Below are 23,275 nucleotides of genomic sequence, written 5' to 3' on the forward strand. Positions count from 1 at the left end.
ATGTTTAAATATGTAAGATTTATGTTTTTTTAGCAACATTATTAATAATATTGAAAATATTTAACATGGAATCACGAATACCGAGAGAAAAAGCTTTTTCTGCCATAATCAATAGTTTATCTCTATTGAGCGAATTGAGTATATTAACTACTAACGCAGTATTAAAATTTGATTGGTCAATTATTTTTGCCGCACCAATAGATTCTAAATTTTCTGCGTTTCGATGTTGTTGTTTATCTTTATGTGGATAAGGTATAAAAATAGCAGCTATTCCTACTATAGATATTTCACTTACAGTTAATGCTCCAGAACGACAAATAATTATATCAGCCCATTCATATGCAGAAGCTATATTTTTTATAAAACAGGTAATTGCACATTGATCTAATTGTAATTCTTGATATTTTTTTTTGGTTTTTTCTAATTCATAACTCCCTGTTTGATGCCAAATAATAATTTTTTTCTTTAATAAAAATAATACTTCAGGTAATATATAATTTAAAATTGATGATCCCTGACTACCACCAATAACTAATACTCGTAAAAGACCCTCTCTATTTTTAAAACGATTCATAGGAGGATTGACATTTATAATACTTTCACGAACTGGATTGCCAACTACTTCTGCATTTTTTAAAACTCCAGGATATGCTTGCATATTTTTTGTAGATATTTTAGAAAGCCATCGATTTGTAATTCCTGCAATTTTATTTTGTTCATGTAAAACAAATGGAATTTTGCAATTCCAAGCAGCAATCCCCCCTGGACCAGATACATATCCCCCCATTCCCAATATGATATCTGGAGACCAGTTTTTTATTATTTTTTTAACATCGTAATAAGCACGTAATATATACATTGGTGAAATAATTAAATTTTTCAAGCTAGTATTACGTAGTCCTTTAATTTTTATATAATGAAGTTTAATACCATATTGAGGTATAATTTTAGATTCTATACTATTTCTTGTTCCTATCCAATTAACATACCATCCTTTTTTAATCAAATAACGTGCTATAGTTAGTCCTGGAAAAACATGACCACCACTTCCGCCTGCCATAATTATTATTTTTTTAGCAATCATTTAGGTCCTCTAGGAAATGCTTGTGATGTTCTTAATCTCATTTCAAAATCTATTCTTAATAGAAAAAAAATAGCTATTGAATTTATAATTAAACTAGACCCACCGTAACTAATAAATGGTAAAGTTAAACCTTTAGTTGGTAAAATGCCAGTAACAGCACCAACATTAATTAATGTTTGAAAACTAAACCAAATACCAATAGAACATGATAAAAAACCTGAAAAAATTTGTTTTTTTTCTAAAGCTTGTTGTCCAATACACATGGCACGAAAAGCAATAGTAAAAATTATTAACAATATTAAAAAAGAACCAATATAACCTAATTCTTCACCTATAATAGAAAATATAAAATCACTATGTGCATCAGGTAAATAATTTAGTTTTTGTATTGAATTACCCAGACCTTGTCCTAAAAAATTTCCACGACCTAATGCTATTAATGATTGCGTTAGTTGATATCCATTTCCAAAGGGATCTTCCCAGGGATTCCAAAAAGATAAAACTCTTTTAACACGATACGGTTCTAGTAATACTAATGAAATTACTATTAATAAACTAATTGTGATAATTATAAAAAATTGTCCTATTTTAGCACCAGAAATAAATAAAATAGATAAAGTAGTAAAAAAAAGCACAATAACAGTTCCTAAATCAGGTTCTGCTAATAGAAGAATAGATTGTATTGTAATAATGCTCATAGGCTTAAAAAATCCCCAGAAATTATTACGTACTTCATTAGATTTTCGTGATAAATAACTAGATATATAACAGAAAGAAGAAATTTTACATATTTCAGATGGTTGTATATGTAAGAAACCTATATTTATCCATCGAAAAGATCCATGTATTGAATGACCTACTAATAATACGAAAATTAGCAATAAAATTGAAATAATTAATATGATATTGCTATTTTTCTCCCAGAAAATAATTGGTGTGCGTAAAAAAATAAAAGATAATAAAAATATTAAAAAAAAATAAAATATTTCTCTTTTTATGAAAAAAAAAGGATTATGATATATATTTTGACTTATAGGAATTGATGTGGACATAACCATAATCAATCCAATAGAAAACAAACTTAAAGTCAACCATAACAATACACGATCATATAGTATAAAAATATGATTTTTTCCTTCAATATTTTCTTTATTTTTTAAATTTTTTTTTTGTAAGTACATCAAGTTATTTCCTTTATTAATTTTATAAAAAAATTACCCCTCTCTTCAAAATTAGAAAATTGATCTAAACTACTGCATCCAGGAGACAAAAGCACTGTATCACCTGATTTAACTTGTTTTGAAACTAATATTATTGCCTGTTCTAAAGTTTCAACATAAATAGATTTTTTCTTGCATATTTTTGATAGTTTAATACCATCTTTCCCAAAACAGTAAATTTTTATTTTTAAGTTTTTAAAATATATTTTTAATGTATTAAAGTTTGCAAACTTGCTATCTCCACCTAATAATAATCGTATTATTCCAGATGTTTTTATGGATTGTAAAGCAACTGTAGTACTATTTACATTTGTAGATTTAGAATCGTTTATCCAACTTATTCCTTTTTCATGTTTAATTATTTGACACCGATGTGGTAAGTTTGAAAAATTTTTAAGTGTGTTTATTACATGATTCCTAGGAAATTTCATTGCATCTGAAATAGCAATAGAGACTAATACATTATTATAATTGTGATCACCAGATAATAATATTTCATTAGCATTCAATATTTTTTTATGTTTATAAAATAAAATGGCATCATTATTTTGATAAGATACATAATAATCACTTTGACTTGTTCCAAAACTAATCCAAGTTTTTTTTTTATTGTGAACAAGATTCTTTAATTTATCATTAGAATTGATTATACAAATTTCTGCTTGTTTATAAATAGATATTTTAGTATTTTTGTATTGTTGAAATCCTTGTGGATACCGATTTATATGATCTTCGGTAATATTAAGAATAACTGCTATTTTTGATTTTAAAGTAAATGTATTTTCTAGTTGAAAACTAGATAGTTCTATTATGTACAAATCTACTTTTTTATCAAGCATTTTTAGAACAGGAAAACCAATATTTCCACCTAGAGAAACTTTGTAACCTGCGTTTTTTGCAATTTTTGCAATCATTGTAGCTACTGTGCTTTTTCCATTAGTTCCTGTAATCGAAATAATAGGAATGGTCACTTCTCTAGCAAATAATTCAATATCACTAAGAATTTCAATTCCTAATAAACGTGCTTTAATTAAAATAGGTTTAAATGAAGAAATTCCTGGGCTTATAATGATTAGATCTGATTCTAAAATCCATTTATTTTTTAAATTTCCTAAACTGTATTCAATTTTTTTAGGAATTTTTGTGAAATTTACAGGACATTTAGATTCATCAATAATTTTAGGTTTTATACCTCTTCGTAAAAAAAAATTAAGACATGATATTCCTGTTAATCCCATACCTAAAATTAGTATTTTTTTACCGAAATAATTATATGACATCAACACACCTTTAAAGAAATAAGACCTATTAATAGTAATATTAATGAAATAATCCAGAATCTTACAACAATTAAAGATTCCAATATTCCTTTAATTTCATAGTGGTGGTGAATTGGGGCCATTTTAAAAATTCTTTTTTTTCTAATTTTGAATGATATTATTTGAATGATAACAGATATTGTTTCAAAAACAAAAATTCCACCCATGATAATTAGCAACAATTCTTGATGCAATAATATTGCTATAGTTCCTAGAGAACCACCTAATGATAAGGATCCGACATCTCCCATAAATATCTTAGCTGGATAGCTATTAAACCATAAAAAACCTAATCCTGATCCAATAATTGCCATACATAATACAGCTAATTCTCCTGAATTTTTTATATAATGAATATGTAAAAAATTAGGGTTGTTTATATTTTCACTAAATAAAGATATTAATGCAAAACCACAAGCTAAAAAAATTATAGGCATAATAGCTAAGCCATCTAATCCATCTGTAATATTAACGGCATTGCTAGTTCCAACTATTACGAAATAACAAAGAAATATATATAAATAATTTATTTCAAAAGAATTTTTTATATAAAAAGGGATCATTAATTGAGTAGAAATAATATTTTGATTATTAGTATTCATTATACAAATAAATACTAAAGCAAAAATAGATAGAAAAAAATATTTCCACTTTAATGTTAAGCCTTGAGAATTTTTATATTTTATTTTCTTATAATCATCTATTAAACCTATTACACCATATCCTATTAACATAACAATAACGTACCAAATATAAATATTAGATAAATTACAATATAATATTGTCGAAAATAATATAGAAGAAATTACAAAAATTCCACCCATAGTAGGTATTTCATTTTTTGAGTAATGTGTTTTAGGTCCATTTTCTCGTATTATTTGATATTTTTGCGATTTTTTAAAGTGATATATGAAATATGGTCCGAGATATAAATTAATAAAAAAAGAAGTTAATAAGCTAAATATTGCGCGATATGGTACATAAGAAAAAATATTTAAATTAAAATTCAAATACTCATTAAATAAAACTAACATTTTTTTTACTCTCCTTTATAAGCTCTTCTACTACTTCTTCCATTTTTGTACTACGAGATCCTTTGATTAATATCGTTATTTTTTCTTTCTTTGAAAAAAAATCTTTTAGAGATTTGCATAATTTTTTTTTATTATAAAAATGTTTGCCATTATTAAAAACCATAGTAATTTGATTACTTATGTTTCCAATACTAAAAATTTTGTTAATTTTAGATAAATTAGCAGTGTTTCCTATCATTTTATGATATAAAATACTATTTTCTCCTAATTCAGCCATGTCTCCAGTAACCAGTATTTTATAGCCTGGCATTTTTTCTAATACTTTTATTGCTGAAATCATAGATGAAACGTTAGAATTGTATGTATCATCAATTAAAATTTTATTAGGCTCCAATATAATTGATTCTAATCTTCTTGACACGAGAGGAGTTTCTGATAGTCCTTTTTTTATTTTTTTTAAAGGTATTTTAAGTGCGAAAGAAAGAGCGCTAGCTGCTAATGCATTAGATATATTTTGATAACCTAAAAATGGTAGAGAAATATTTATTTTTCCACATGGTGTGTGCATTGTAAAAGATGTACCATACACATAAATTTTAATATTACTACAAAAAAAATTGCTATATTTTTTTTTTTAATGGAAAAAAATAAAATCTTATTTTTTTTTATATCTTTTTTCCATTGTGAAAGATGGTGACTATCCAAATTAATAACAACTATTCCTTTAGGTTTTAATCCGGTCAATATTTCTGATTTTGCTTTAGATACTCCTAATAATGATTTGAACCCTTTTAAGTGAGCACAATGAATATTATTAATTAATATAATCTCTGGTTGACTAATATTGCTAGTATAAGAAATTTCACCTGGTTTATTTGCTCCTAATTCAATTACAGCATATTTATGTTTTTTTGTTAACTGTAATAAAGTCATAGGTACACCAATATTGTTATTTGAATTATTAATAGTAGATATTGTATTTCCATTTTTTCTAAGTATAGATGCTGTCATTTCTTTTACTGATGTTTTTCCACAAGAACCAGTAATGGCCAACACTTTTACGTTAGTTTTTTTCCGAATCCAACTAGAAATTTGACCTAAAGCAATAGATGTATTTTTTACTATGATATATGAAACAACATGAGAATTTATATTCTTTTGTGTAATAAAAGCAGAACACCCTTTTTTAATAGCATCATTTATAAAAATATGTGCATCAAATTTTTTTCCTATCAAAGCAATAAAAAGACAACCTGGAATAATTTTTTTAGTATCAATTACAATCTCATCTATCAATAAATCTGTTCCATGTAGCTTTCCATTAGTAATTAAAGCAATTTTTTTTAATGATAAAGAAATCATATCTTTTTTTCCAATAAGTTTAAGACTATTTTTTTATCTGAATAATTGATATGTCTATTTTGAATTATTTGTTTTTCTTCATGTCCTTTTCCAGCTATCAAGATTATATGGTTATGTTTTGCTTGACAATAAGCATAAGATATTGCTTTTTTTCTATTTGTAATAATTAGTATTCTTTTTTTATTTTTACAACCATTTAAAATATCTTGGATAATTGTTTTTTCTTTTTCATTTCTTGGGTTATCATTAGTAATGATAACTTTATCTGACATTTTTTCTGCAATCGCTCCCATAATAGAACGCTTTTTTTTGTCCCTATCTCCTCCACATCCAAATATACACCATATATACCTTGAATAATGTAATCGAATAGCATCAAGTGTTTTTTTTAATGCATCAGGTGTATGAGCATAATCAATAATAAAAGTTGGTTTTTTAATAAAAGTAAATATTTCCATTCGACCATGTACAGGTATTAATTTTGAAGATGTGCGAATCAGATCAGATAAACTATAACCTAGTTCTAAAAGACAAGCTAATGATAACAAAAGGTTTGTTGCATTAAAATGTCCAATTAGATGAGATGATATTTTACCTGCCCCCCAACTTGATTCAAATGCAATAAGAACAGAATTATTAATATACTTAATATCAGTGGCATTTATCCATTTTTTAGAATATTTTTTTTGTTTAGGATTTTGAATAGTAACTGCTACCGTATAGTAATTAAGTAGTTTTTTTAGCCATATTTTCCCATATTCATCATCGGCATTTAGTATGATTTTTTTTACTTTATGTGTGCTAAATAATAACCATTTTGCTGATTCATATTGTTTCATATTTTGATGATAATCTAGATGATCTTGTGTAAGATTTGTGAAAATTGCAATATAAAAAGGAACTTCTTTAACACGATTTTGCATTAAACCATGTGAAGAAACTTCCATAGTAACTAGTTTAGCTTTTTTTTCTAGTACTATAGATAAGAATAAATGAATAAAAATTGCCGAAGAAGTGGTATTTTTTGTAGGATTTAAGGAATTGTAAAAACCGTTTCCTAAAGTTCCCATAGTTGCGGTTTTATTACCTAAAATTTCGCTCCATTGATTAATTAATTGTGTTACAGTTGTTTTTCCATTAGTACCAGTTACACCAATTATTTTTAATTTTTTCCCTGGTTCTTTATAAAAACGATTGGCTAACATCGATATATTTTCAGATAGTTTAAAAAAATATATTATAAGAACATTACCAATGTATTTAAATATTCCATGATTTTCTTTTTTTTTAGTTTCGCACAAAATTGCTGCTGATTGTTTGTAAATAGCTTCACGAATAAAATGACGTCCATCTTTTTTTGTTCCTGGAACAGCTATAAATAAATCTCCTTTAGTTATAGTTCTGCTATCCATATTTAAATTCAAAACATATTTATTTGGAATATTTTTAATCCATGGTGATAATAAATATTTTAAGCAAGTTTTATTCATTCATTTCCTTTTGATTTAATTTAAAGACTATTATTTTAATTTAATAAATTGTCTGGTTTTATATTCATTTTTTTTAATACTAAAGTCATTATATTACTGAAAACTGGAGCAGAAACTGCACCTCCATAATATTTTTTTCCTTTAGGATTATCGATAACAATTATCAATGAAAATCTTGGATTACTAGCTGGTGCGATTCCAGCAGTATAAGCTGTGTATTTTTTAATATAATACCCATGAATTCCTACTTTTTTTGCAGTTCCTGTTTTAATAGCAACACGATATCCTTTCACTGCTGCTTGAACACCTCCTCCTCCGGGTTTAGCAACACTTTCCATCATATTAATTACTTTTTTTACATATTTTTTTGGGAAAATTCTCTTTTCTTCTATTGGGCTACTAATTTTTATAATTGAAAGCGGGCGATATATTCCATAACTTCCAATAGTGGCATATAATCGAGCTAGCTGAAGAGGCGTTACCATTAGTCCATATCCAAAAGAGAAAGTAGCTTTATCTAAATCAGACCAGTTTTTTTTTTTAGGTAAAAATCCGCTTTTTTCGCCAATTAGTCCTAGTTTAGTCGGTTGTCCTAGTCCAAAATTAATATAACTATCAATTAATTTTAAAATTGGCATAGATAATGCGATTTTTGATACTCCTACATTACTAGATTTTTGTAATATTCCGGTTATAGTAAGTTGGTCATGATAGGAAACATCTTTTATTTGATGCTTTCTAATAAAAAAAGGTTTTGTGTTAATTATTGAATTTTCTTGGATTATTCCTAGTTTTAATGCTTCCATAATTACTATTGGTTTTATTGTTGATCCTGGTTCAAAAATATCTGTAATAGCTCTGTTACGTACATTTTTTTTTATCGTATGTTTCATATTATTAGGATTAAATGCAGGACTATTTGCCATAGCTAGCACTTCCCCAGTTTTAATATCAATTAAAATAGCAGTTCCAGAATCAGCTTTATTTTGTTCTACCGATTCATTTAGTTTATGATATACAATAGTTTGTAATTTGGTATCAATACTGAGTGTCAGGTTGTTAGATGCGCTTTTATCAACCAAAGATATATTTTCAACGATTTGGCCTATATTATCTTTTCTTATCTTTCTTTGTCCTGGTTTTCCTGTTAAAAGTGCATTAAAACTTTTTTCTATACCCTCAATGCCTATTCCATCTATATTGGTTATTCCTATAAGTTGAGCTGCAATTTTTCCGAAAGGATAATATCTTTTTGATTCTTCCAATAAAAAAATACCAGGCAACCGCAACTTTTTAATATATTCTGAAATTTCAGGATTGATTTGACGTGCTAAATAAATAAATTTTGATTTTTTGTAAGAATTTATATGAAAGATTATTTCTTTTAATGGGATAGAAAGAACTTCTGATAACGCTTTCCAGCGTTTATCATTGTTAATATTTTTAGTGTCAAGAATTACTGATGGATCTGCGCAAATAGCGTTTACTGATACAGTAACTGCTAGCGGATAACCTGATCTATCATTAATAATTCCTCTTGTGCTAAGTAAAGATTGTATTCTTAATGTTCTACGATCTCCTTCTATTATTAGTGGATTCGGATTGATTATTTGTAAAAAAATTACGCGTAGGGTCAAAATTATTAAGGATAAAAAAATAAAATTATATAATATAGAAAATCGCCAATTTATATAGTTTATTTTTTTTATTTTTTTTTCTTTAAAAAAGTTAATTTTTTCTTTTTTGTACATTTTCGAAATGATATCCATCAATTTACATTTTCTTTATTAAATAAAAATTATTTTTTTTGAACTGTAGAATGAATAGATAAAGAATTTTTTTCAATTATTAAATTTCTCCATTCGTCGTTTTTTTCTTTTTTTTTAAAATAAGATTTTCTTCTTGAGTAATTAATAGACGAGTTTTATAAACTGTTATAACAACAAGACTAGCAGATAATATAATAGATATTAATAAAATTAAGTGAGTTTTTCCATATAAAAGGAAATCATTTTTGATTATTGTTGGTAAATCATAACGTTGAATTTTCATATTTATTTTTTTATTTCTGCTACACGAAGTATAGAACTACGAGCTCTAGGATTGTCATTTATTTCACTTTGAGTTGGTGATATACGATTGATGATTTTTAATTTACATATTTTTAAATCATTTAATTGTTTTTCTGTAATAGCCATACCATATGGAATTGTTGCTTTCGTACTATTTTTAATCATAAATTTTTTTACTATTCTATCTTCTAAAGAATGAAAACTAAGAATTGATATACGCCCGCCTGGTCTTAATATTTTTAGCGTACTTTCCAAAGCTTTTTTAATTTCTTCTAATTCTTGATTGATATAAATTCTAATAGCTTGAAAACTTCTTTTTGCTGGATGTTTAAATTTATTTTTTATCGGTATAGCTTTTCTAATAATATTTGCTAATTCTAAAGTACTTGTTATTTTTTTTATTTGACTTGCATATTTAATTGCATAAGCTATTTTTTTTGAAAATCGTTCTTCTCCAAAATTTTTCAAAACGAAAGCAATTTTGTTGACATTGCTTTTAAAAAGCCATTCTGAAGCAGAAATTCCATGATTAGGATTCATTCGCATGTCTAAAGGTCCATCTTGTTTAAATGAAAAACCTCTTTTATAGTCATCAATTTGCAATGAAGAAACTCCTAAATCAAATATAATTCCATTAACTTTTCCTATAATTTTTTTATTTTTTGCATAATCTAATAATCTTGAGAAATTTTCATTGATTATATGAAAGCGTGAATCTTTAATATTATTTCCTATAGAAGCAGCGATTGGATCTTTGTCAATGGAATATAGTTTTCCATCTTTTCCTAGTTTTTTTAAAATTTCATGTGAATGTCCACCTGTTCCGAATGTGCTATCAATATAAATACCATTTTCTTTTATTTTTAAAGAATGAATTAATTCTTTTTTCATTACTGGAATATGTTTAAGTATACGATTCATTTTAAAATATAATATGATATAAAGTAAGAATACAGTACATGGTCATTTTGAAGAAATGACCATGTGTAATATATTTTATTTAAAAACTTCATCATTTAAATAGTATTAACCTAAATGTAAATGATCTTTTAGTATTAACCTAAATGTAAATGATCTTTAGTGTATTTTTAAAAAATTTTTTTAATGTTTTTGTTAAAACATTTAAAAAATTTATAAATAAATTATTTTTTATGTAAAAATTTATCCCCGAGAAATTCCAACAATTCCAGAACGGGTTACTTCAATAACTTCCGAGATATTACGTATTATTTTTAAAAAAGAATCAATTTTTTTTGTAGTTCCAGATAATTGTAATATATATGTTGTAGATGTTATATCTATAATTTGTCCTCGAAAAACTTCGGTAACATGTTTTACGTCATCTCTTTTATGGTTGTTAATCTGAACTTTTAATAATATAATTTCACGTTCTATATGAGAAGATTGTTCAATTTGTACGACTCTCAATACATCTATTAATTTATGAAGTTGTTTTTCAATTTGTTCAATTGTTTTTTCATTTCCTACAGTTTGTATAGTCATTTTTGATAAAGAAGGATCTTCAGTAGGTGCAAGTGTAATAGTTTCTATATTATATCCTCTTTGTGAAAAAAGGCCTATTACTCGTGATAATGCACCTGATTCATTTTCTAATAGAATAGATAAAATTCTTCGCATATTTTAGGAGGCCTCTTTTTTTCTTAACCACATTTCATTCATACCACCGCCTTGAATCTGCATAGGATAAACATGCTCAGAATTATCTATTTGAATGTCTACAAATACTAAATGACCATCAGATAATTTATTTAATGCTACTTTTAATTTTTCTTCTAATTCTATAGGTTTAGTGATTTTAATACCAAAATGTCCATAAGATTCTGATAATTTTACAAAATCCGGAAGTGAATCCATATAAGAATGAGAATGTCGTCCGGAATAAATCATGTCCTGCCATTGTTTAACCATTCCTAAAGAAGAATTATTAAGATTTAATATTAATACTGCTAAATTATATTGTCGTGCTGTAGATAATTCTTGAATATTCATTTGAATACTACCGTCTCCAGTAATACAGATGACAGTTTCTTTAGGTAAAGCTAATTTAACTCCTAATGCTGCAGGCAATCCAAATCCCATTGTACCTAAACCACCTGAATTTATCCAATGTCTAGGTTTGTTAAATGGATAATATAATGCAGCAAACATCTGATGTTGTCCAACATCTGAAGTAATATAAGATGTGCCTTTTGTGAGTTTGAATAGAGTTTTAATTACTGTTTGTGGCTTTATTTTATTACTTTTTTGATTATATTTAAGACTATTAACTTCTTTCCATTTTTTAATGGTATTCCACCAATCTTTTAAAAATAATGTTTTCTTTTCTTTTTTTAATAGTTCTAGCATTTTTTTTAAGACGTATTTTGCATCTCCGACAATAGGTATATTAGCTGAAACAGTTTTAGAAATAGAAGTGGGATCAATATCAACGTGCAAAATAATAGCATTTGGACAGTATTTATTTAAATTGTTTGTTGTTCGATCATCAAATCTAACTCCGATTGCAAAAATTACATCAGCATGATGCATTGTCATATTAGCTTCATAAGTACCATGCATGCCTAACATAGAAATATTTTGAATATGAGTTCCTGGAAAAGCACCTAATCCCATTAAAGAAGTAGTAACAGGACAGTTTAATTTTTCTGCAAAAATTTGTAATTCTTCACTGCTGTTAGAGCTAATAATTCCGCCACCTGCATAAATTACAGGTTTTTGAGAGTTTAATAGTGTATATAGTGCTTTTTTAATCTGTCCTATATGACCTTTAGTTGTTGGATTATATGATCGTATATTAATTTTTTCTGGCCATTTATAATAGAATTTACTTTCTTTTTTTAAAATATCTTTTGGTAAATCAATTACTACAGGTCCCGGACGTCCGCTTGATGCTAACCAAAAAGCTTTTTTAAAAATAACAGGTATATCTTCAGTTTTTTTGACTAAAAAACTATGTTTTACTACTGGTCGAGAAATGCCAATCATATCACATTCTTGAAAAGCATCATAACCGATTAATGAAGAGGCAACTTGACCGGATATAACAACCATGGGAATGGAATCCATGTATGCTGTAGCAATACCAGTAATGGCATTAGTTGCACCTGGTCCAGAAGTAACTAACACAACTCCTATTCTTCCAGTAGAACGAGAATAACCATCTGCCATATGAGTTGCAGCTTGTTCGTGTCTTACTAGAATATGTTCAATTCCACCAACAGTTTTTAGAGCATCATAAATATCTAGTACAGCACCACCAGGATAACCAAATATATGCTGTATTCCCTGATCAATTAATGATCGAACGACCATTTCGGCTCCTGATAACATTTCCATTTTTTCCTCCAGGACACTAATTTATTAGGTTGGATTTCCTAGTTCGCTATCTATCAGTTTATCCTGTAGTTTATCTAGATAAAATTAGCGCTATTTAATATAAAAAATTTCAAAAATAAAATATTTCAAAATTTTTATTTTTAAGTATTATGTTTAACTTTTATACAATAAAAAATTATTTGATTTTTAATTAATACTGCATGGAACTATAATATTAATTTTTATTATTACAAATATATCAGAGATTATCAATTAATAGAAAGCATTAAGTATAATTTATATGATTTACTTTTAATATAACAAATTATTAGATGTTATGTTTGTTAACTAAAAATTTTTTAAATTGAGGTGAAGTCCATGTTGAAAAAAAATTTTTTTCTTTAGTAATAAGACAAACAGCTAATTTTTCTTTCAATGCTAATTCTTTAGCTTTTTTAAAACCTAATATTAGTAATCCTGTATCCCAGCTATCAGCTTCTAAAGCTGTTGAGGAAATAACACTAACTGAAACTAAATTGTGATTTATAGGTTGCCCGTTAGCAGGATCAATTAAGTGTGAAATATATTTTCCATTAAGATAGTAATAATTGCGATAACTACCTGCTGTACTAATTGCATTATTTTTCAAATGTATTAACAAATGTATTGATTTTTTTTGATCAATTGGTTTTTGAATAGCAATAATTTTAGCTTTTTTTTTATATTTTTCTGTTTTAACTAGAACAGTTCCGCCCACTGAGATAGTGTAATTTTTTATTTTTTTTGTTTTTAGTATACATGATAGATGATCTACAGCAAAACCTTCACCAAGAGTAGAGAGATTAATTTCTATTCCATCTATATCTTTTTCTAAAAACATTCCAAAAGAATTTTTAATAAGTTTTAAGTGTTGACTACCTGAAAGGTGAATTTTTTCTTTTATTTTTTTTTGGGAAGGATAGCTATCTGGTTTTTCTTTAGTACCAAATCCCCATATATTAATTAAAGGACTAATTGTAATATCTAATTTTCCATTAGTTTTTTTATTAATTTTTAAAGCAATTGAAATAATATTAAAAAAATTTTCATTAATTTTTTTCTGTTGGTGTTTTTTTAACCTATTAAATTGAGAGACTATAGAGTTTTTTTTCCAAGATGAAAGCATTTCTTCATCTTCATTTAAATATTTTTGTATTAAATTTTTTATATGTCTTTTGTTTTTTAAATTAGGAATTTTAACTTGCCAATATGTTCCCATAGTTTTTCCTGTTAATACAGTAATATTTTTTTTTTCTTTTTGTAAAGGTTTATTATGGAAAAAAACTATTATAAATGTAATAAAAATAAAAATTCTGCAAATGATATTCAAAGACATAAATGATGTCATTCTCCTAATTAATTGAAATAAATTTTAGTAATTACTTTATAAAAATGAAATTCTAGATATTTTTTTTTGCACAATAATTATTGTTGATATTTTTTTTAGGACTTTTAAGTATAAATATTTATTGTTTTATATGCTCTAGTCTAATCTTGATATTAGTATAAATTTTTATAATATAGATATTAAGGAGGAATGGAGTTAAATATCGATGGAGTGTATAATAAACATTTATTCGATTAGGTAATGCATTATAATAATTTTTTTATTTGCAGATTAGATTGTAATTATGAGAAAGAAATAATGAAAAAATCAGCCATCACATCAAGCCAAGTAATACTGATTTTGACGCTATTACTAAGTTTTGGAATGTTTTGGAGTGATGTTGCTCCTACTACAAAAAATAGCACTGTTTCGAGAGAAATATATCCTAGTTTAGCGCCAATGTTGGAAAAAGTTATGCCTTCAGTAATTAGTATTAATATTGAAGGAAGTACTATTGTACGTACTTCTCGTTTACCTCATCAATTTCAGCCATTTTTTGGCGATAATTCTCCTTTTTGTCAAGGTAATTCACCATTTCGACATTCTCCTTTTTGCCGAGTTAATCCTGATTCTGATAGTACTAATGAAAAATTTCGTGCATTAGGTTCTGGTGTAATTATCAATGCTGACAAAGGATATGCAGTAACAAATAATCATGTTGTTGAACATGCAAATAAAATTCAAGTTCAATTAAGTGATGGACGTCGTTATGAAGCTCAGATAATTGGAAAAGATCCGCGTTCTGATATTGCTTTAATCCAATTAAAAAATGCAAACAATTTAAGTGCTATAAAAATTGCTGATTCTGATTCTTTACGAGTAGGTGATTATACTGTAGCTATTGGAAATCCATATGGTCTTGGAGAAACTGTTACTTCAGGTATTATTTCTGCTTTAGGACGAAGTGGTTTAAACATTGAGCATTATGAAAATTTTATTCAAACTGATGCGGCAATTAATAGAGGTAATTCTGGTGGGGCATTAGTTAATTTAAATGGTGAATTAATTGGAATTAATACTGCTATTTTAGCACCAGATGGTGGAAACATCGGAATAGGATTTGCAATTCCTGGGAATATGGTAAAAAATTTAACTGCACAAATGGTTCAATTTGGACAAGTAAGACGAGGTGAATTAGGAATAATAGGCATGGAGTTAAATTCAGATTTAGCACAAATTATGAAAATAAATGCACAAAAAGGTACTTTTGTTAGTCGAGTTTTACCTAATTCTTCTGCATTTGAGGCAGGCATTAAAGCTGGTGATATTATAATTTCTTTAAATAAAAAACCCGTTTCTAGTTTTTCAGCATTACGTGCTGAAATAAGTTCTTTACCAGTGGCAACTAAAATGGAATTAGGAATATTTCGAGAAGGGAAAATAAAAAATATCATTGTCGAATTAAAACATTCTATAAAAAATAATTTAAATTCAGAGAATATTTATATAGGAATTGAAGGTGTAGATTTAAGTAATTATGTATCTAATGAACAAAAAGGTGTGAAAGTAGAGAATGTAAAATTAAATACTCCTGCTTTCAAGATTGGTTTTAAAAAAGATGATATTATTATTGCGGTTAATCAGCAATTAATAAGTAATTTAGAAGAATTAAAAAAAATTTTAGATACTAAACCTAAAATATTAGTTTTTAGCGTGAAAAGAGGAAATGATAGTATATATTTAGTAAGTGAGTAATTGTTTCATAGTTCCGCCCGAAAAAATACGGGCGGTTTTTTAATTTATGTTATATTTCTTAATAATTGATTGATTTCTGTTTTTTTGAGTGTTTGTGAATCTACTTTCTTTACAATAATAGCAGCATAAAGATTATAGTTTCCATTTTTAGATGGCAAGCTTCCAGAAACTACAACAGAATAAGCTGGTATTCTTCCATAAAAAATCTTTCCATTTTCTCTATCATAAATTTTGGTACTTTGTCCAATAAAAACTCCCATAGAAATTACACATCCTTTTTCTACAACAACTCCTTCTACAATTTCGGAACGAGCACCAATAAAACAGTTATCTTCAATAATTGTAGGATTATTTTGTAGTGGTTCTAAAACTCCGCCTATACCTACTCCTCCAGATATATGTACATTTTTACCAATTTGAGCACAAGAACCTATCGTAGCCCAAGTGTCTACCATAGTTCCTTGATCAATATATGCACCTATATTTATATAAGAAGGCATGATGACTGTATTATAGTTGATGAATGCACCATATCTTATAGTTGCTGGTGGTACTATGCGTGTTTTTTCTTGTTTAAATTTTTTTTCATCATATTTTTCATATTTTAATGGAATTTTATCATAGTAATTAGTATAACTACCTTTTATAAAGTCATTTTTTTTTATGTAAATATATAGTAGAATTGCTTTTTTTAACCATTCGTGTGTAATCCAATTATTGTCTTTTTTTTCCGAAATCCTAATTGTGCCATTATTTAATAATTTAATAATATGAAAAATAGTTTTGCAAATTCTACTATCAATATTATTAACATTAATTTTATTCTTATTTTCATAAGCGTCTTCAACTATTTTCTTTAATTCTTGCATCTTCTAATTTAACCTGATTTATTATGAATGAATAAGAGATTTTTTATTGTAAAAAATTAAATATTATTTAATTTTTATTAATTAATTTTGCAGGAATATCTTCATCTTTTTGCCATGTTAAAATATCGCATCCATAGTTCGTTACTAATATGGTATGTTCATATTGAGCTGATAAAGAACGATCTTTAGTCTTTATGGTCCATCCATCTTTCATGCATCTTACTCGAGGATTTCCAGCATTAATCATTGGTTCAATAGTAAAAATCATTCCCTCTTCTAAAATAATATCATTTTCTTTGTTTTTGTAATGTAATACATGAGGTTCTTCATGAAAATTACGACCAATACCATGACCACAATATTCTTTTACAACAGAAAAATTATTATTTTCAACATAATTTTGAATAATTTCACCGATTTTGTATAGGGGTATGCCTGGTTGAACTAGTTTTAAAGCTAAATAAAGACTTTTTTGAGCTACTTTACATAAACGTTTGGACAAAATACTCGGTTTGCCTATAAAAAACATTTTTGAAGTATCACCATGATAGTGATCTTTAATAATTGAAATATCTATATTAACTATATCTCCTTCTTTGAATATTTCCTTTTCATTTGGGATTCCATGACATACTACATCATTAATAGAAATGCAGATCGATTTAGGAAAACCATGATATCCTAAACATGCTGAAACAGCTTTTTTTTTATGAACAATATAATTATGACAAATTTGGTTGATATCTTCTGTGCTTATTTTTGGTTGAAGATATTTTTCTATCATTTCCAATACTTCAGCTGCTAATTTTCCAGATTTTCGCATTTTTTTAATTTCTGATGCTGTTTTAATTATACAACTCATGATATTTAGCCGTTTTTTGTATCAATTTTTAAAATTTAAGATATATTAGAATTATACTGTAAAATATATTTTTTTTTTAAAATTTAATTATAAAATTAAATAAAAATATTAATAATTATTCGTTTTTTCATATAAAAACATGATATAAATTATGTTATATGATATGTAAAATAAAAATAAAAAATTAATATATTGATCTTTATTTTTATTTAATATAATACTTATAAAGTATTTAATATTTTAAAATTAGGGGTAATTATGGAGATAGTATTAATGCGCGATATGTTAAAAGCAGGAGTTCATTTCGGGCACCAAACACGTTATTGGAATCCAAAAATGAAACCTTTTATTTTTGGAACTCGTAATAGAGTACATATTATTAACTTAGAAAAAACTCTTCCAATGTTTAATTTTGCTCTTTCTGAATTAAAAAAAATCTCTTTAAAAAAAGGAAGAATATTATTTGTAGGTACTAAAAGGGCTGCAAGAAAAGGGATAAAAGAAGCTGCTATTAATTGCGAACAATTTTATGTAAATCATCGTTGGTTAGGCGGAATGCTGACAAATTGGAAAACGGTTAGACAATCTATAAAACGTTTAAAAGATCTAGAAATAGAATCGAAAGATGGCACGTTTTCTAAGTTAACTAAAAAAGAAGCTTTAATAAGATCACGAGAATTGTGCAAATTAGAGAATAGTTTAGGTGGCATTAAAAATATGGGCGGATTGCCTGATTGTTTATTTGTTATTGATGCTGCACATGAAAATATTGCAATTAAAGAAGCTAATAATTTAGGTATTCCCGTATTTTCTATTGTTGACACTAATTCTAATCCTGATGGAGTAGATTATATTATACCGGGAAACGATGATGCTATTCGATCAGTAAATCTATATTTAAAATCTGTTGCACTTATTATTTCTAAAACAAATAAGCAAAATTTATTAGATAAAGCATTAATTCATTCTAAAAATAATTTAGACATTGAATAAGAAAGATTTTATAAAATTTAAATAAATTATTTATAAAAAGAAGGCAATTAAGTATGACAAATAATAATAATATAAATACTTGTCTTATTAAAGAACTAAGATCTCGTACAGGAGCAGGTTTTTTAGAATGTAAACGAGCATTATTGAAAGAAAATGGAAATATCGAATTAGCTATTGATAATTTACGCAAATCAGGTCAGATGATTGCTGAAAAAAAAATAAATAATATTACTAATCAAGGTGTAATTTTTTCAAAAATTCAAAATAATATTGGTGTTATGCTTGAACTGAACTGTGAAACTGATTTTGTTTCTAAAGATCATTCATTTATTTGTTTAGGAGAAGATATTATATTAAAAGCATTAGAAAAAAAAATTAAAAATATTAATCAATTAAAAGATATGTTTGAATCAAAAAGAACGGATTTAGTTTTAAAAGTAGGCGAAAATATTAATATACGTCGTTTTTGTTGTATTGAAGGTGAAAATATTTTTTCCTATCTTCACGGGATTCGAATTGGTGTGTTAGTTAGTGCAGGTCCTTTAAATAAAATCATATTAAAAAATATTGCGATGCATATAGCTGCAAGTAAACCCGAATATTTACATCCAGAAAATGTATCTAGTGCAGTGTTTAAACGTGAATATGAAATTCAGTCAGAATTAGCAAGCAATCTTAAAAAACCGCCACATTTATTAAAAAAAATTATCGATGGCAGGATGAATAAATTTATCAATAATATCTCTTTAACAGGTCAGAATTTTATTATAGATCCCACAAAAACAGTAGGAGATATTTTAAAAGAAAATCATTCGTATATTACATCATTTATTAGATTTGAATTAGGTGAAAAATATCTTTAAATAAATTATGGATTTAAAAACATATTAATATAAAATATATTTAGGTTGAGAAATATGTCTACGAATAAGAAATTTATATATCGACGTATTTTATTAAAAATAAGTGGAGAAGTATTACAAGGAGTTAATAAATTTGGCATTGATATAAACTCTTTGAAAAGAATAGCAAAAGAAATTGAATCTGTAGTAAAAATTGGAATTCAAGTAGGTTTGGTGATTGGAAGTGGCAATTTATTTCGTGGTGCAAAATTATCTGAATTAGGTCTTAATCGAGTAGCTGCCGATCATATTGGGATATTATCAACAGTTATTAATAGCTTAGCAATGAAAGATACAATTAATTCAATTTCTTCTATTAAGACTTGTTTAATGTCTGCAGTACCATTAAATGGTATTTGTGAAATATACAGTTGTGAACGAGCAATACATTTATTATCTAATAATTTCATTATTATTTTTGCTGCTGGAACAGGTAATCCTTTTTTTACAACTGATTCAGCCGCTTGTTTGCGAGGTATTGAGACAGAATCTGATATTATTTTGAAAGGCACTAAAGTTGATGGAGTATATTCACAAGATCCAAAAAAAAACGAGCATGCTATTCTATATAGAAAATTAACATATAAAGATGTCCTTAAAAAAGAACTAAAAGTCATGGATTTAGCTGCTTTTACGCTTGCTCGAGATTATCATTTGCCTATCCGAGTTTTCAATATAAACAAGCCTGGATCTTTATATCGTATTATGATGGGTAATAATGAAGGCACTCTTATTACTAGATAAATTTTTGAAAAATGTAATAATATTTTATTAAATTGAGAACATATTAAATAGGTAATCATGTGATTAATCAGATTAACACACACACTCAGGAACGAATGGAGAAATGTATTCAAACATTTCAAAAAAATATTAATAATATTAAAACCGGTCGAGCATCTCCGAATTTACTTCATAACATTTATATTGAATATTTTGGTTCTAAAACTTCTTTACGTCAAGTATCTAATATAATAGTTGAAGATTCTCATACTCTTAAAATTAATGTTTTTGATAATTCTATTACATCTTTAATCAGTAAAGCAATTTTAAATTCAAATCTTGATTTAAATCCAATTGTGAAAGGTAAAGATATAATAATACCAATACCTTCATTAACAGAAGAAAGAAGAAAAAAATTAATTAAAATTATTCGTAATGATGCTGAAAGCAGTCGTATTAAAATTCGCAATATTCGTAGAGATTCAAATGATAAAATTAAGAGACTTGTTAAAAATAAAATTATTAGTGAAGATAATGAACATATTTCTCAGACCAAAATACAAACTATGACAGATGAATGCATTAGAAAAATAGATTCTATTTTGTCTAAAAAAGAAATCGAACTTATGAAAGTTTAAGATTTTTATTTTTAATATATATATTTGATATAATAAAATATAAATTAAAAAATTTATGTAAAAAAGTTTATTAATTTTTTGTAATTAAGAATATTTATGAAAAAAATTACTATTTTAGGATCAACTGGTTCTATTGGTATTAGCACCTTATCTATTATTCAAAAAAATCGAAATTTATTTAAAGTAGTTGCTTTAGTAGCTAATACAAATATTTCTACTATGTTACAGCAATGTGAATTGTTTTCTCCTGATTGGGCAGCAATGAGAGATGAGAAATCTGCTCACATATTAAGCAAAAAATTAAAACATAGAAAGATAAAAACTCAAGTTCTTTTTGGGGAAAAAGATATTTGCATATTAGCTTCATTACAAGAGATAGACCAAGTTATATCTGCAATTGTTGGAGTAGCAGGTTTGTTGCCAACACTATCTGCAATATATGCTGGAAAAACTATATTATTAGCTAATAAAGAATCTTTGATTACATGTGGTCATTTATTCATGAAAGCAATTGCTTCAAGTGGTGCTAAAATTATTCCTATTGATAGTGAACATAACGCTATTTTTCAAGTCTTACCTTTAGACATTCAAAAAAATTTAGGTGTAGCTAGTTTAAAAAAAAATAATATTAAAAATCTTATTTTAACTGCTTCTGGAGGACCTTTTTATAAATTTTCTTCATCTGATTTATCTGGCGTGACTCCAGATCAAGCATGTTCTCATCCTAATTGGTTTATGGGAAAAAAAATTTCTGTAGATTCAGCAACTATGATGAATAAAGGTTTAGAATATGCTGAAGCAAGATGGTTATTTAATGCGTCAGGATCAGAAATTAAAATTTTAATTCATCCTGAGTCAATAGTTCATTCTATGGTGCAATATTGTGATGGTTCTTTATTAGCACAATTATCAGTACCTGATATCAGAATCTCTATTTCGTATGCAATGTCTTGGCCTGATCGTATTCATACAGAAGTTAATTTTTTAAGTTTATCTCAAATAAATAACTTATCTTTTTTCGAACCTGATTTTGTTCAGTTTCCATGTTTAAAATTAGCTATTGATTCTTTTTCTCAAGGTCAATCTTCTATGATTGTTTTAAATGCTGTGAATGAAGTTGCTGTATCAGCTTTTCTTAATTCCAGAATTTCTTTTACTGAAATTTATGAGATAAATATTGAAATATTAATGTCTTCCTGTTTTTCAGAACCTGATTGTATTCAAGATATTTTAGAAATTGATAGAAAAGCAAGAATATTGGCTCAAAAAAAAGTGTTATCTTTAGTTGTTTAAACATACATTATTATTAATGTATTAATTATTTCATTCAGAATATTTTAATAAAATTCTATTTTTTAAGAGAAATATATACGTACTATGCAGTGTAAATCCTCATTAGAATATAATGAAAAAAAGCATGAATATAATCCTCGTCATGTGGCAATTATTATGGATGGAAATGGACGATGGGCTAATAAGAAAGGTAAAATGCGTATTTTCGGTCATAAAGAAGGTTTTAAAGCGGTTAAAGAAGCAATAAGATTTTCTATTATAAATGATTTAAAAATATTAACATTATACGCTTTTAGCAGTGAAAATTGGAATCGTCCATTATTTGAAATTAAATCGTTAATGGAGCTATTTTCTTATGCATTAGAGAGTGAAATTAAAAATTTAAAAAAATATAATATTAGATTTAAAGTTATTGGTGATATAACATATTTTAATAAAAAATTACAAAATAGCATTCATAATGTAGAACAAATGACCTCGAATAATAGTGGTCTAATTTTAAATATAGCTGCAAATTATGGTGGAAGGTGGGATATCGTTCAAAGTATTAAGAAGATTATTCACAAAGTTCAACGAGGAATCTTGAATGTAAATAATATTAAAGAAAAAACTTTTTCGGAATACTTATCGACTAGTAAACTGCTTCCAGTAGATTTAGTTATTAGAACAGGAGGAGAAAAAAGAATTAGTAATTTTTTATTATGGCAAATAGCTTATTCTGAATTGTATTTTACTGATGTTTTATGGCCTGATTTTAATCATTATGTTTTTCAAGAGGCCATAGATGCTTTTATTTCTCGTGAACGTCGTTTTGGAGGATTTAAAAAATATGAGAAAGAATAAGTTTTTATATCATTAGTATTTTTTATGTAAATAAAATTTGAATTTATATTGAATATTCATATTAAATAATAAAGTTTTTAAATTATTGCAATAAATATTTTTTTACTAAACAAT

23 protein-coding genes are annotated in these 23,275 nt (G+C 26.3%); 7 read left to right on the plus strand and 16 right to left on the minus strand.

Annotation, left to right across the window (positions count from 1 at the left end):
* Positions 1–19: 19 nt before the first annotated feature.
* The 14 genes from murG to D9V71_RS01145 all read right to left on the minus strand — a co-directional run bounded on the left by murG (position 20) and on the right by D9V71_RS01145 (position 14,304).
* Positions 20–1,084 (minus strand): undecaprenyldiphospho-muramoylpentapeptide beta-N-acetylglucosaminyltransferase, encoded by a 1,065-nt coding sequence (murG, locus tag D9V71_RS01090; RefSeq protein ID WP_158340547.1) that lies wholly within the window; start codon positions 1,082–1,084, stop codon positions 20–22.
* On the minus strand, positions 1,081–2,268 hold the full coding sequence (gene ftsW, locus D9V71_RS01095) for a cell division protein FtsW (RefSeq protein WP_158340548.1): 1,188 nt from the start codon (positions 2,266–2,268) through the stop codon (positions 1,081–1,083). The genes murG and ftsW overlap by 4 nt, the downstream gene beginning before the upstream one ends.
* Positions 2,265–3,584: a UDP-N-acetylmuramoyl-L-alanine--D-glutamate ligase gene (murD, locus tag D9V71_RS01100; RefSeq protein WP_158340549.1), complete on the minus strand. Its 1,320-nt coding sequence runs from the start codon at positions 3,582–3,584 to the stop codon at positions 2,265–2,267. Before murD ends, ftsW begins: the two co-directional genes overlap by 4 nt.
* Positions 3,584–4,657 carry a phospho-N-acetylmuramoyl-pentapeptide-transferase gene (mraY, locus tag D9V71_RS01105; protein WP_158340550.1) on the minus strand — a complete coding sequence of 358 codons (1,074 nt, stop codon included), beginning with the start codon at positions 4,655–4,657 and terminating at the stop codon, positions 3,584–3,586. Before mraY ends, murD begins: the two co-directional genes overlap by 1 nt.
* Positions 4,641–5,225, minus strand: a complete 585-nt coding sequence (locus D9V71_RS03140; RefSeq protein ID WP_244278919.1) for a glutamate ligase domain-containing protein — start codon at positions 5,223–5,225, stop codon at positions 4,641–4,643. Before D9V71_RS03140 ends, mraY begins: the two co-directional genes overlap by 17 nt.
* Positions 5,201–6,019: a Mur ligase family protein gene (locus D9V71_RS03145; protein ID WP_244278920.1), complete on the minus strand. Its 819-nt coding sequence runs from the start codon at positions 6,017–6,019 to the stop codon at positions 5,201–5,203. Before D9V71_RS03145 ends, D9V71_RS03140 begins: the two co-directional genes overlap by 25 nt.
* Entirely contained in the window at positions 6,016–7,509 is a 1,494-nt protein-coding gene (gene murE, locus D9V71_RS01115; protein WP_158340551.1) for a UDP-N-acetylmuramoyl-L-alanyl-D-glutamate--2,6-diaminopimelate ligase, read from the minus strand. Before murE ends, D9V71_RS03145 begins: the two co-directional genes overlap by 4 nt.
* A gap of 35 nt (positions 7,510–7,544) precedes the next feature.
* Complete coding sequence (gene ftsI / locus D9V71_RS01120; protein ID WP_158340552.1) at positions 7,545–9,260, minus strand: peptidoglycan glycosyltransferase FtsI; 1,716 nt, start codon at positions 9,258–9,260, stop codon at positions 7,545–7,547.
* A 47-nt stretch (positions 9,261–9,307) separates the two neighbouring features.
* Complete coding sequence (locus D9V71_RS03210; protein ID WP_432207083.1) at positions 9,308–9,358, minus strand: hypothetical protein; 51 nt, start codon at positions 9,356–9,358, stop codon at positions 9,308–9,310.
* A complete protein-coding gene (locus tag D9V71_RS01125) occupies positions 9,358–9,561 on the minus strand; it encodes a cell division protein FtsL (RefSeq protein ID WP_244278921.1) in 204 nt (67 codons plus the stop codon). The genes D9V71_RS03210 and D9V71_RS01125 overlap by 1 nt, the downstream gene beginning before the upstream one ends.
* Positions 9,562–9,563: 2 nt before the next feature.
* Positions 9,564–10,502, minus strand: coding sequence for a 16S rRNA (cytosine(1402)-N(4))-methyltransferase RsmH (rsmH, locus tag D9V71_RS01130; RefSeq protein WP_158340553.1), 939 nt, complete (start codon positions 10,500–10,502; stop codon positions 9,564–9,566).
* A 240-nt stretch (positions 10,503–10,742) separates the two neighbouring features.
* Entirely contained in the window at positions 10,743–11,219 is a 477-nt protein-coding gene (ilvN, locus tag D9V71_RS01135; RefSeq protein WP_158340554.1) for an acetolactate synthase small subunit, read from the minus strand.
* Between the two features lie 3 nt (positions 11,220–11,222).
* Positions 11,223–12,938 (minus strand): acetolactate synthase 3 large subunit, encoded by a 1,716-nt coding sequence (ilvI, locus tag D9V71_RS01140; protein ID WP_158340555.1) that lies wholly within the window; start codon positions 12,936–12,938, stop codon positions 11,223–11,225.
* A gap of 307 nt (positions 12,939–13,245) precedes the next feature.
* Positions 13,246–14,304, minus strand: coding sequence for an FAD:protein FMN transferase (locus D9V71_RS01145; protein ID WP_244278922.1), 1,059 nt, complete (start codon positions 14,302–14,304; stop codon positions 13,246–13,248).
* 297 nt (positions 14,305–14,601) lie between these two features.
* Here D9V71_RS01145 and degP point away from each other — a divergent pair, with 297 nt between their 5' ends.
* Entirely contained in the window at positions 14,602–16,038 is a 1,437-nt protein-coding gene (degP, locus tag D9V71_RS01150; RefSeq protein WP_158340556.1) for a serine endoprotease DegP, read from the plus strand.
* A gap of 44 nt (positions 16,039–16,082) precedes the next feature.
* On the opposite strand, the gene dapD is transcribed toward degP, so the two are convergent.
* On the minus strand, positions 16,083–16,907 hold the full coding sequence (gene dapD / locus D9V71_RS01155; protein WP_158340557.1) for a 2,3,4,5-tetrahydropyridine-2,6-dicarboxylate N-succinyltransferase: 825 nt from the start codon (positions 16,905–16,907) through the stop codon (positions 16,083–16,085).
* Positions 16,908–16,974: 67 nt separating this feature from the next.
* Complete coding sequence (map, locus tag D9V71_RS01160) at positions 16,975–17,769, minus strand: type I methionyl aminopeptidase (protein WP_158340558.1); 795 nt, start codon at positions 17,767–17,769, stop codon at positions 16,975–16,977.
* 258 nt (positions 17,770–18,027) lie between these two features.
* Here map and rpsB point away from each other — a divergent pair, with 258 nt between their 5' ends.
* The 6 genes from rpsB (at position 18,028) to uppS (ending at position 23,161) form a co-directional block, all read left to right on the plus strand.
* Positions 18,028–18,762, plus strand: a complete 735-nt coding sequence (rpsB, locus tag D9V71_RS01165) for a 30S ribosomal protein S2 (RefSeq protein ID WP_158340559.1) — start codon at positions 18,028–18,030, stop codon at positions 18,760–18,762.
* A gap of 53 nt (positions 18,763–18,815) precedes the next feature.
* Positions 18,816–19,625: a translation elongation factor Ts gene (gene tsf, locus D9V71_RS01170; RefSeq protein ID WP_158340560.1), complete on the plus strand. Its 810-nt coding sequence runs from the start codon at positions 18,816–18,818 to the stop codon at positions 19,623–19,625.
* A 54-nt stretch (positions 19,626–19,679) separates the two neighbouring features.
* Positions 19,680–20,408, plus strand: a complete 729-nt coding sequence (gene pyrH / locus D9V71_RS01175) for a UMP kinase (RefSeq protein ID WP_158340561.1) — start codon at positions 19,680–19,682, stop codon at positions 20,406–20,408.
* A 59-nt stretch (positions 20,409–20,467) separates the two neighbouring features.
* Entirely contained in the window at positions 20,468–21,025 is a 558-nt protein-coding gene (frr, locus tag D9V71_RS01180; protein ID WP_158340562.1) for a ribosome recycling factor, read from the plus strand.
* A 96-nt stretch (positions 21,026–21,121) separates the two neighbouring features.
* The gene (gene ispC / locus D9V71_RS01185) at positions 21,122–22,318 is read left to right on the plus strand and encodes a 1-deoxy-D-xylulose-5-phosphate reductoisomerase (protein ID WP_158340563.1); all 1,197 of its coding nucleotides are present in this window, start codon (positions 21,122–21,124) and stop codon (positions 22,316–22,318) included.
* 84 nt (positions 22,319–22,402) lie between these two features.
* Entirely contained in the window at positions 22,403–23,161 is a 759-nt protein-coding gene (gene uppS / locus D9V71_RS01190) for a polyprenyl diphosphate synthase (protein ID WP_158340564.1), read from the plus strand.
* Positions 23,162–23,275: the final 114 nt, after the last annotated feature.

This window comes from Buchnera aphidicola (Macrosiphum euphorbiae), from assembly GCF_005237295.1.
Taxonomy (GTDB): domain Bacteria; phylum Pseudomonadota; class Gammaproteobacteria; order Enterobacterales; family Enterobacteriaceae; genus Buchnera; species Buchnera aphidicola_AP.

What these genes read in the sequence shown, in the direction of transcription:
- D9V71_RS03140 (WP_244278919.1), bottom strand. Translation starts at nt 5,225, where the DNA reads ATGCACACACCATGTGGAAAAATAAATATTTCTCTACCATTTTTAGGT.
- degP (WP_158340556.1), top strand. Translation starts at nt 14,602, where the DNA reads ATGAAAAAATCAGCCATCACATCAAGCCAAGTAATACTGATTTTGACG.
- dapD (WP_158340557.1), bottom strand. Translation starts at nt 16,907, where the DNA reads ATGCAAGAATTAAAGAAAATAGTTGAAGACGCTTATGAAAATAAGAAT.
- D9V71_RS01145 (WP_244278922.1), bottom strand. Translation starts at nt 14,304, where the DNA reads ATGACATCATTTATGTCTTTGAATATCATTTGCAGAATTTTTATTTTT.
- D9V71_RS03145 (WP_244278920.1), bottom strand. Translation starts at nt 6,019, where the DNA reads ATGATTTCTTTATCATTAAAAAAAATTGCTTTAATTACTAATGGAAAG.
- ispC (WP_158340563.1), top strand. Translation starts at nt 21,122, where the DNA reads ATGAAAAAAATTACTATTTTAGGATCAACTGGTTCTATTGGTATTAGC.
- ftsI (WP_158340552.1), bottom strand. Translation starts at nt 9,260, where the DNA reads ATGTACAAAAAAGAAAAAATTAACTTTTTTAAAGAAAAAAAAATAAAA.
- ilvN (WP_158340554.1), bottom strand. Translation starts at nt 11,219, where the DNA reads ATGCGAAGAATTTTATCTATTCTATTAGAAAATGAATCAGGTGCATTA.
- mraY (WP_158340550.1), bottom strand. Translation starts at nt 4,657, where the DNA reads ATGTTAGTTTTATTTAATGAGTATTTGAATTTTAATTTAAATATTTTT.
- D9V71_RS01125 (WP_244278921.1), bottom strand. Translation starts at nt 9,561, where the DNA reads ATGAAAATTCAACGTTATGATTTACCAACAATAATCAAAAATGATTTC.
- murG (WP_158340547.1), bottom strand. Translation starts at nt 1,084, where the DNA reads ATGATTGCTAAAAAAATAATAATTATGGCAGGCGGAAGTGGTGGTCAT.
- murE (WP_158340551.1), bottom strand. Translation starts at nt 7,509, where the DNA reads ATGAATAAAACTTGCTTAAAATATTTATTATCACCATGGATTAAAAAT.
- rsmH (WP_158340553.1), bottom strand. Translation starts at nt 10,502, where the DNA reads ATGAATCGTATACTTAAACATATTCCAGTAATGAAAAAAGAATTAATT.
- tsf (WP_158340560.1), top strand. Translation starts at nt 18,816, where the DNA reads ATGACAAATAATAATAATATAAATACTTGTCTTATTAAAGAACTAAGA.
- uppS (WP_158340564.1), top strand. Translation starts at nt 22,403, where the DNA reads ATGCAGTGTAAATCCTCATTAGAATATAATGAAAAAAAGCATGAATAT.
- map (WP_158340558.1), bottom strand. Translation starts at nt 17,769, where the DNA reads ATGAGTTGTATAATTAAAACAGCATCAGAAATTAAAAAAATGCGAAAA.
- rpsB (WP_158340559.1), top strand. Translation starts at nt 18,028, where the DNA reads ATGGAGATAGTATTAATGCGCGATATGTTAAAAGCAGGAGTTCATTTC.
- pyrH (WP_158340561.1), top strand. Translation starts at nt 19,680, where the DNA reads ATGTCTACGAATAAGAAATTTATATATCGACGTATTTTATTAAAAATA.
- murD (WP_158340549.1), bottom strand. Translation starts at nt 3,584, where the DNA reads ATGTCATATAATTATTTCGGTAAAAAAATACTAATTTTAGGTATGGGA.
- ilvI (WP_158340555.1), bottom strand. Translation starts at nt 12,938, where the DNA reads ATGGAAATGTTATCAGGAGCCGAAATGGTCGTTCGATCATTAATTGAT.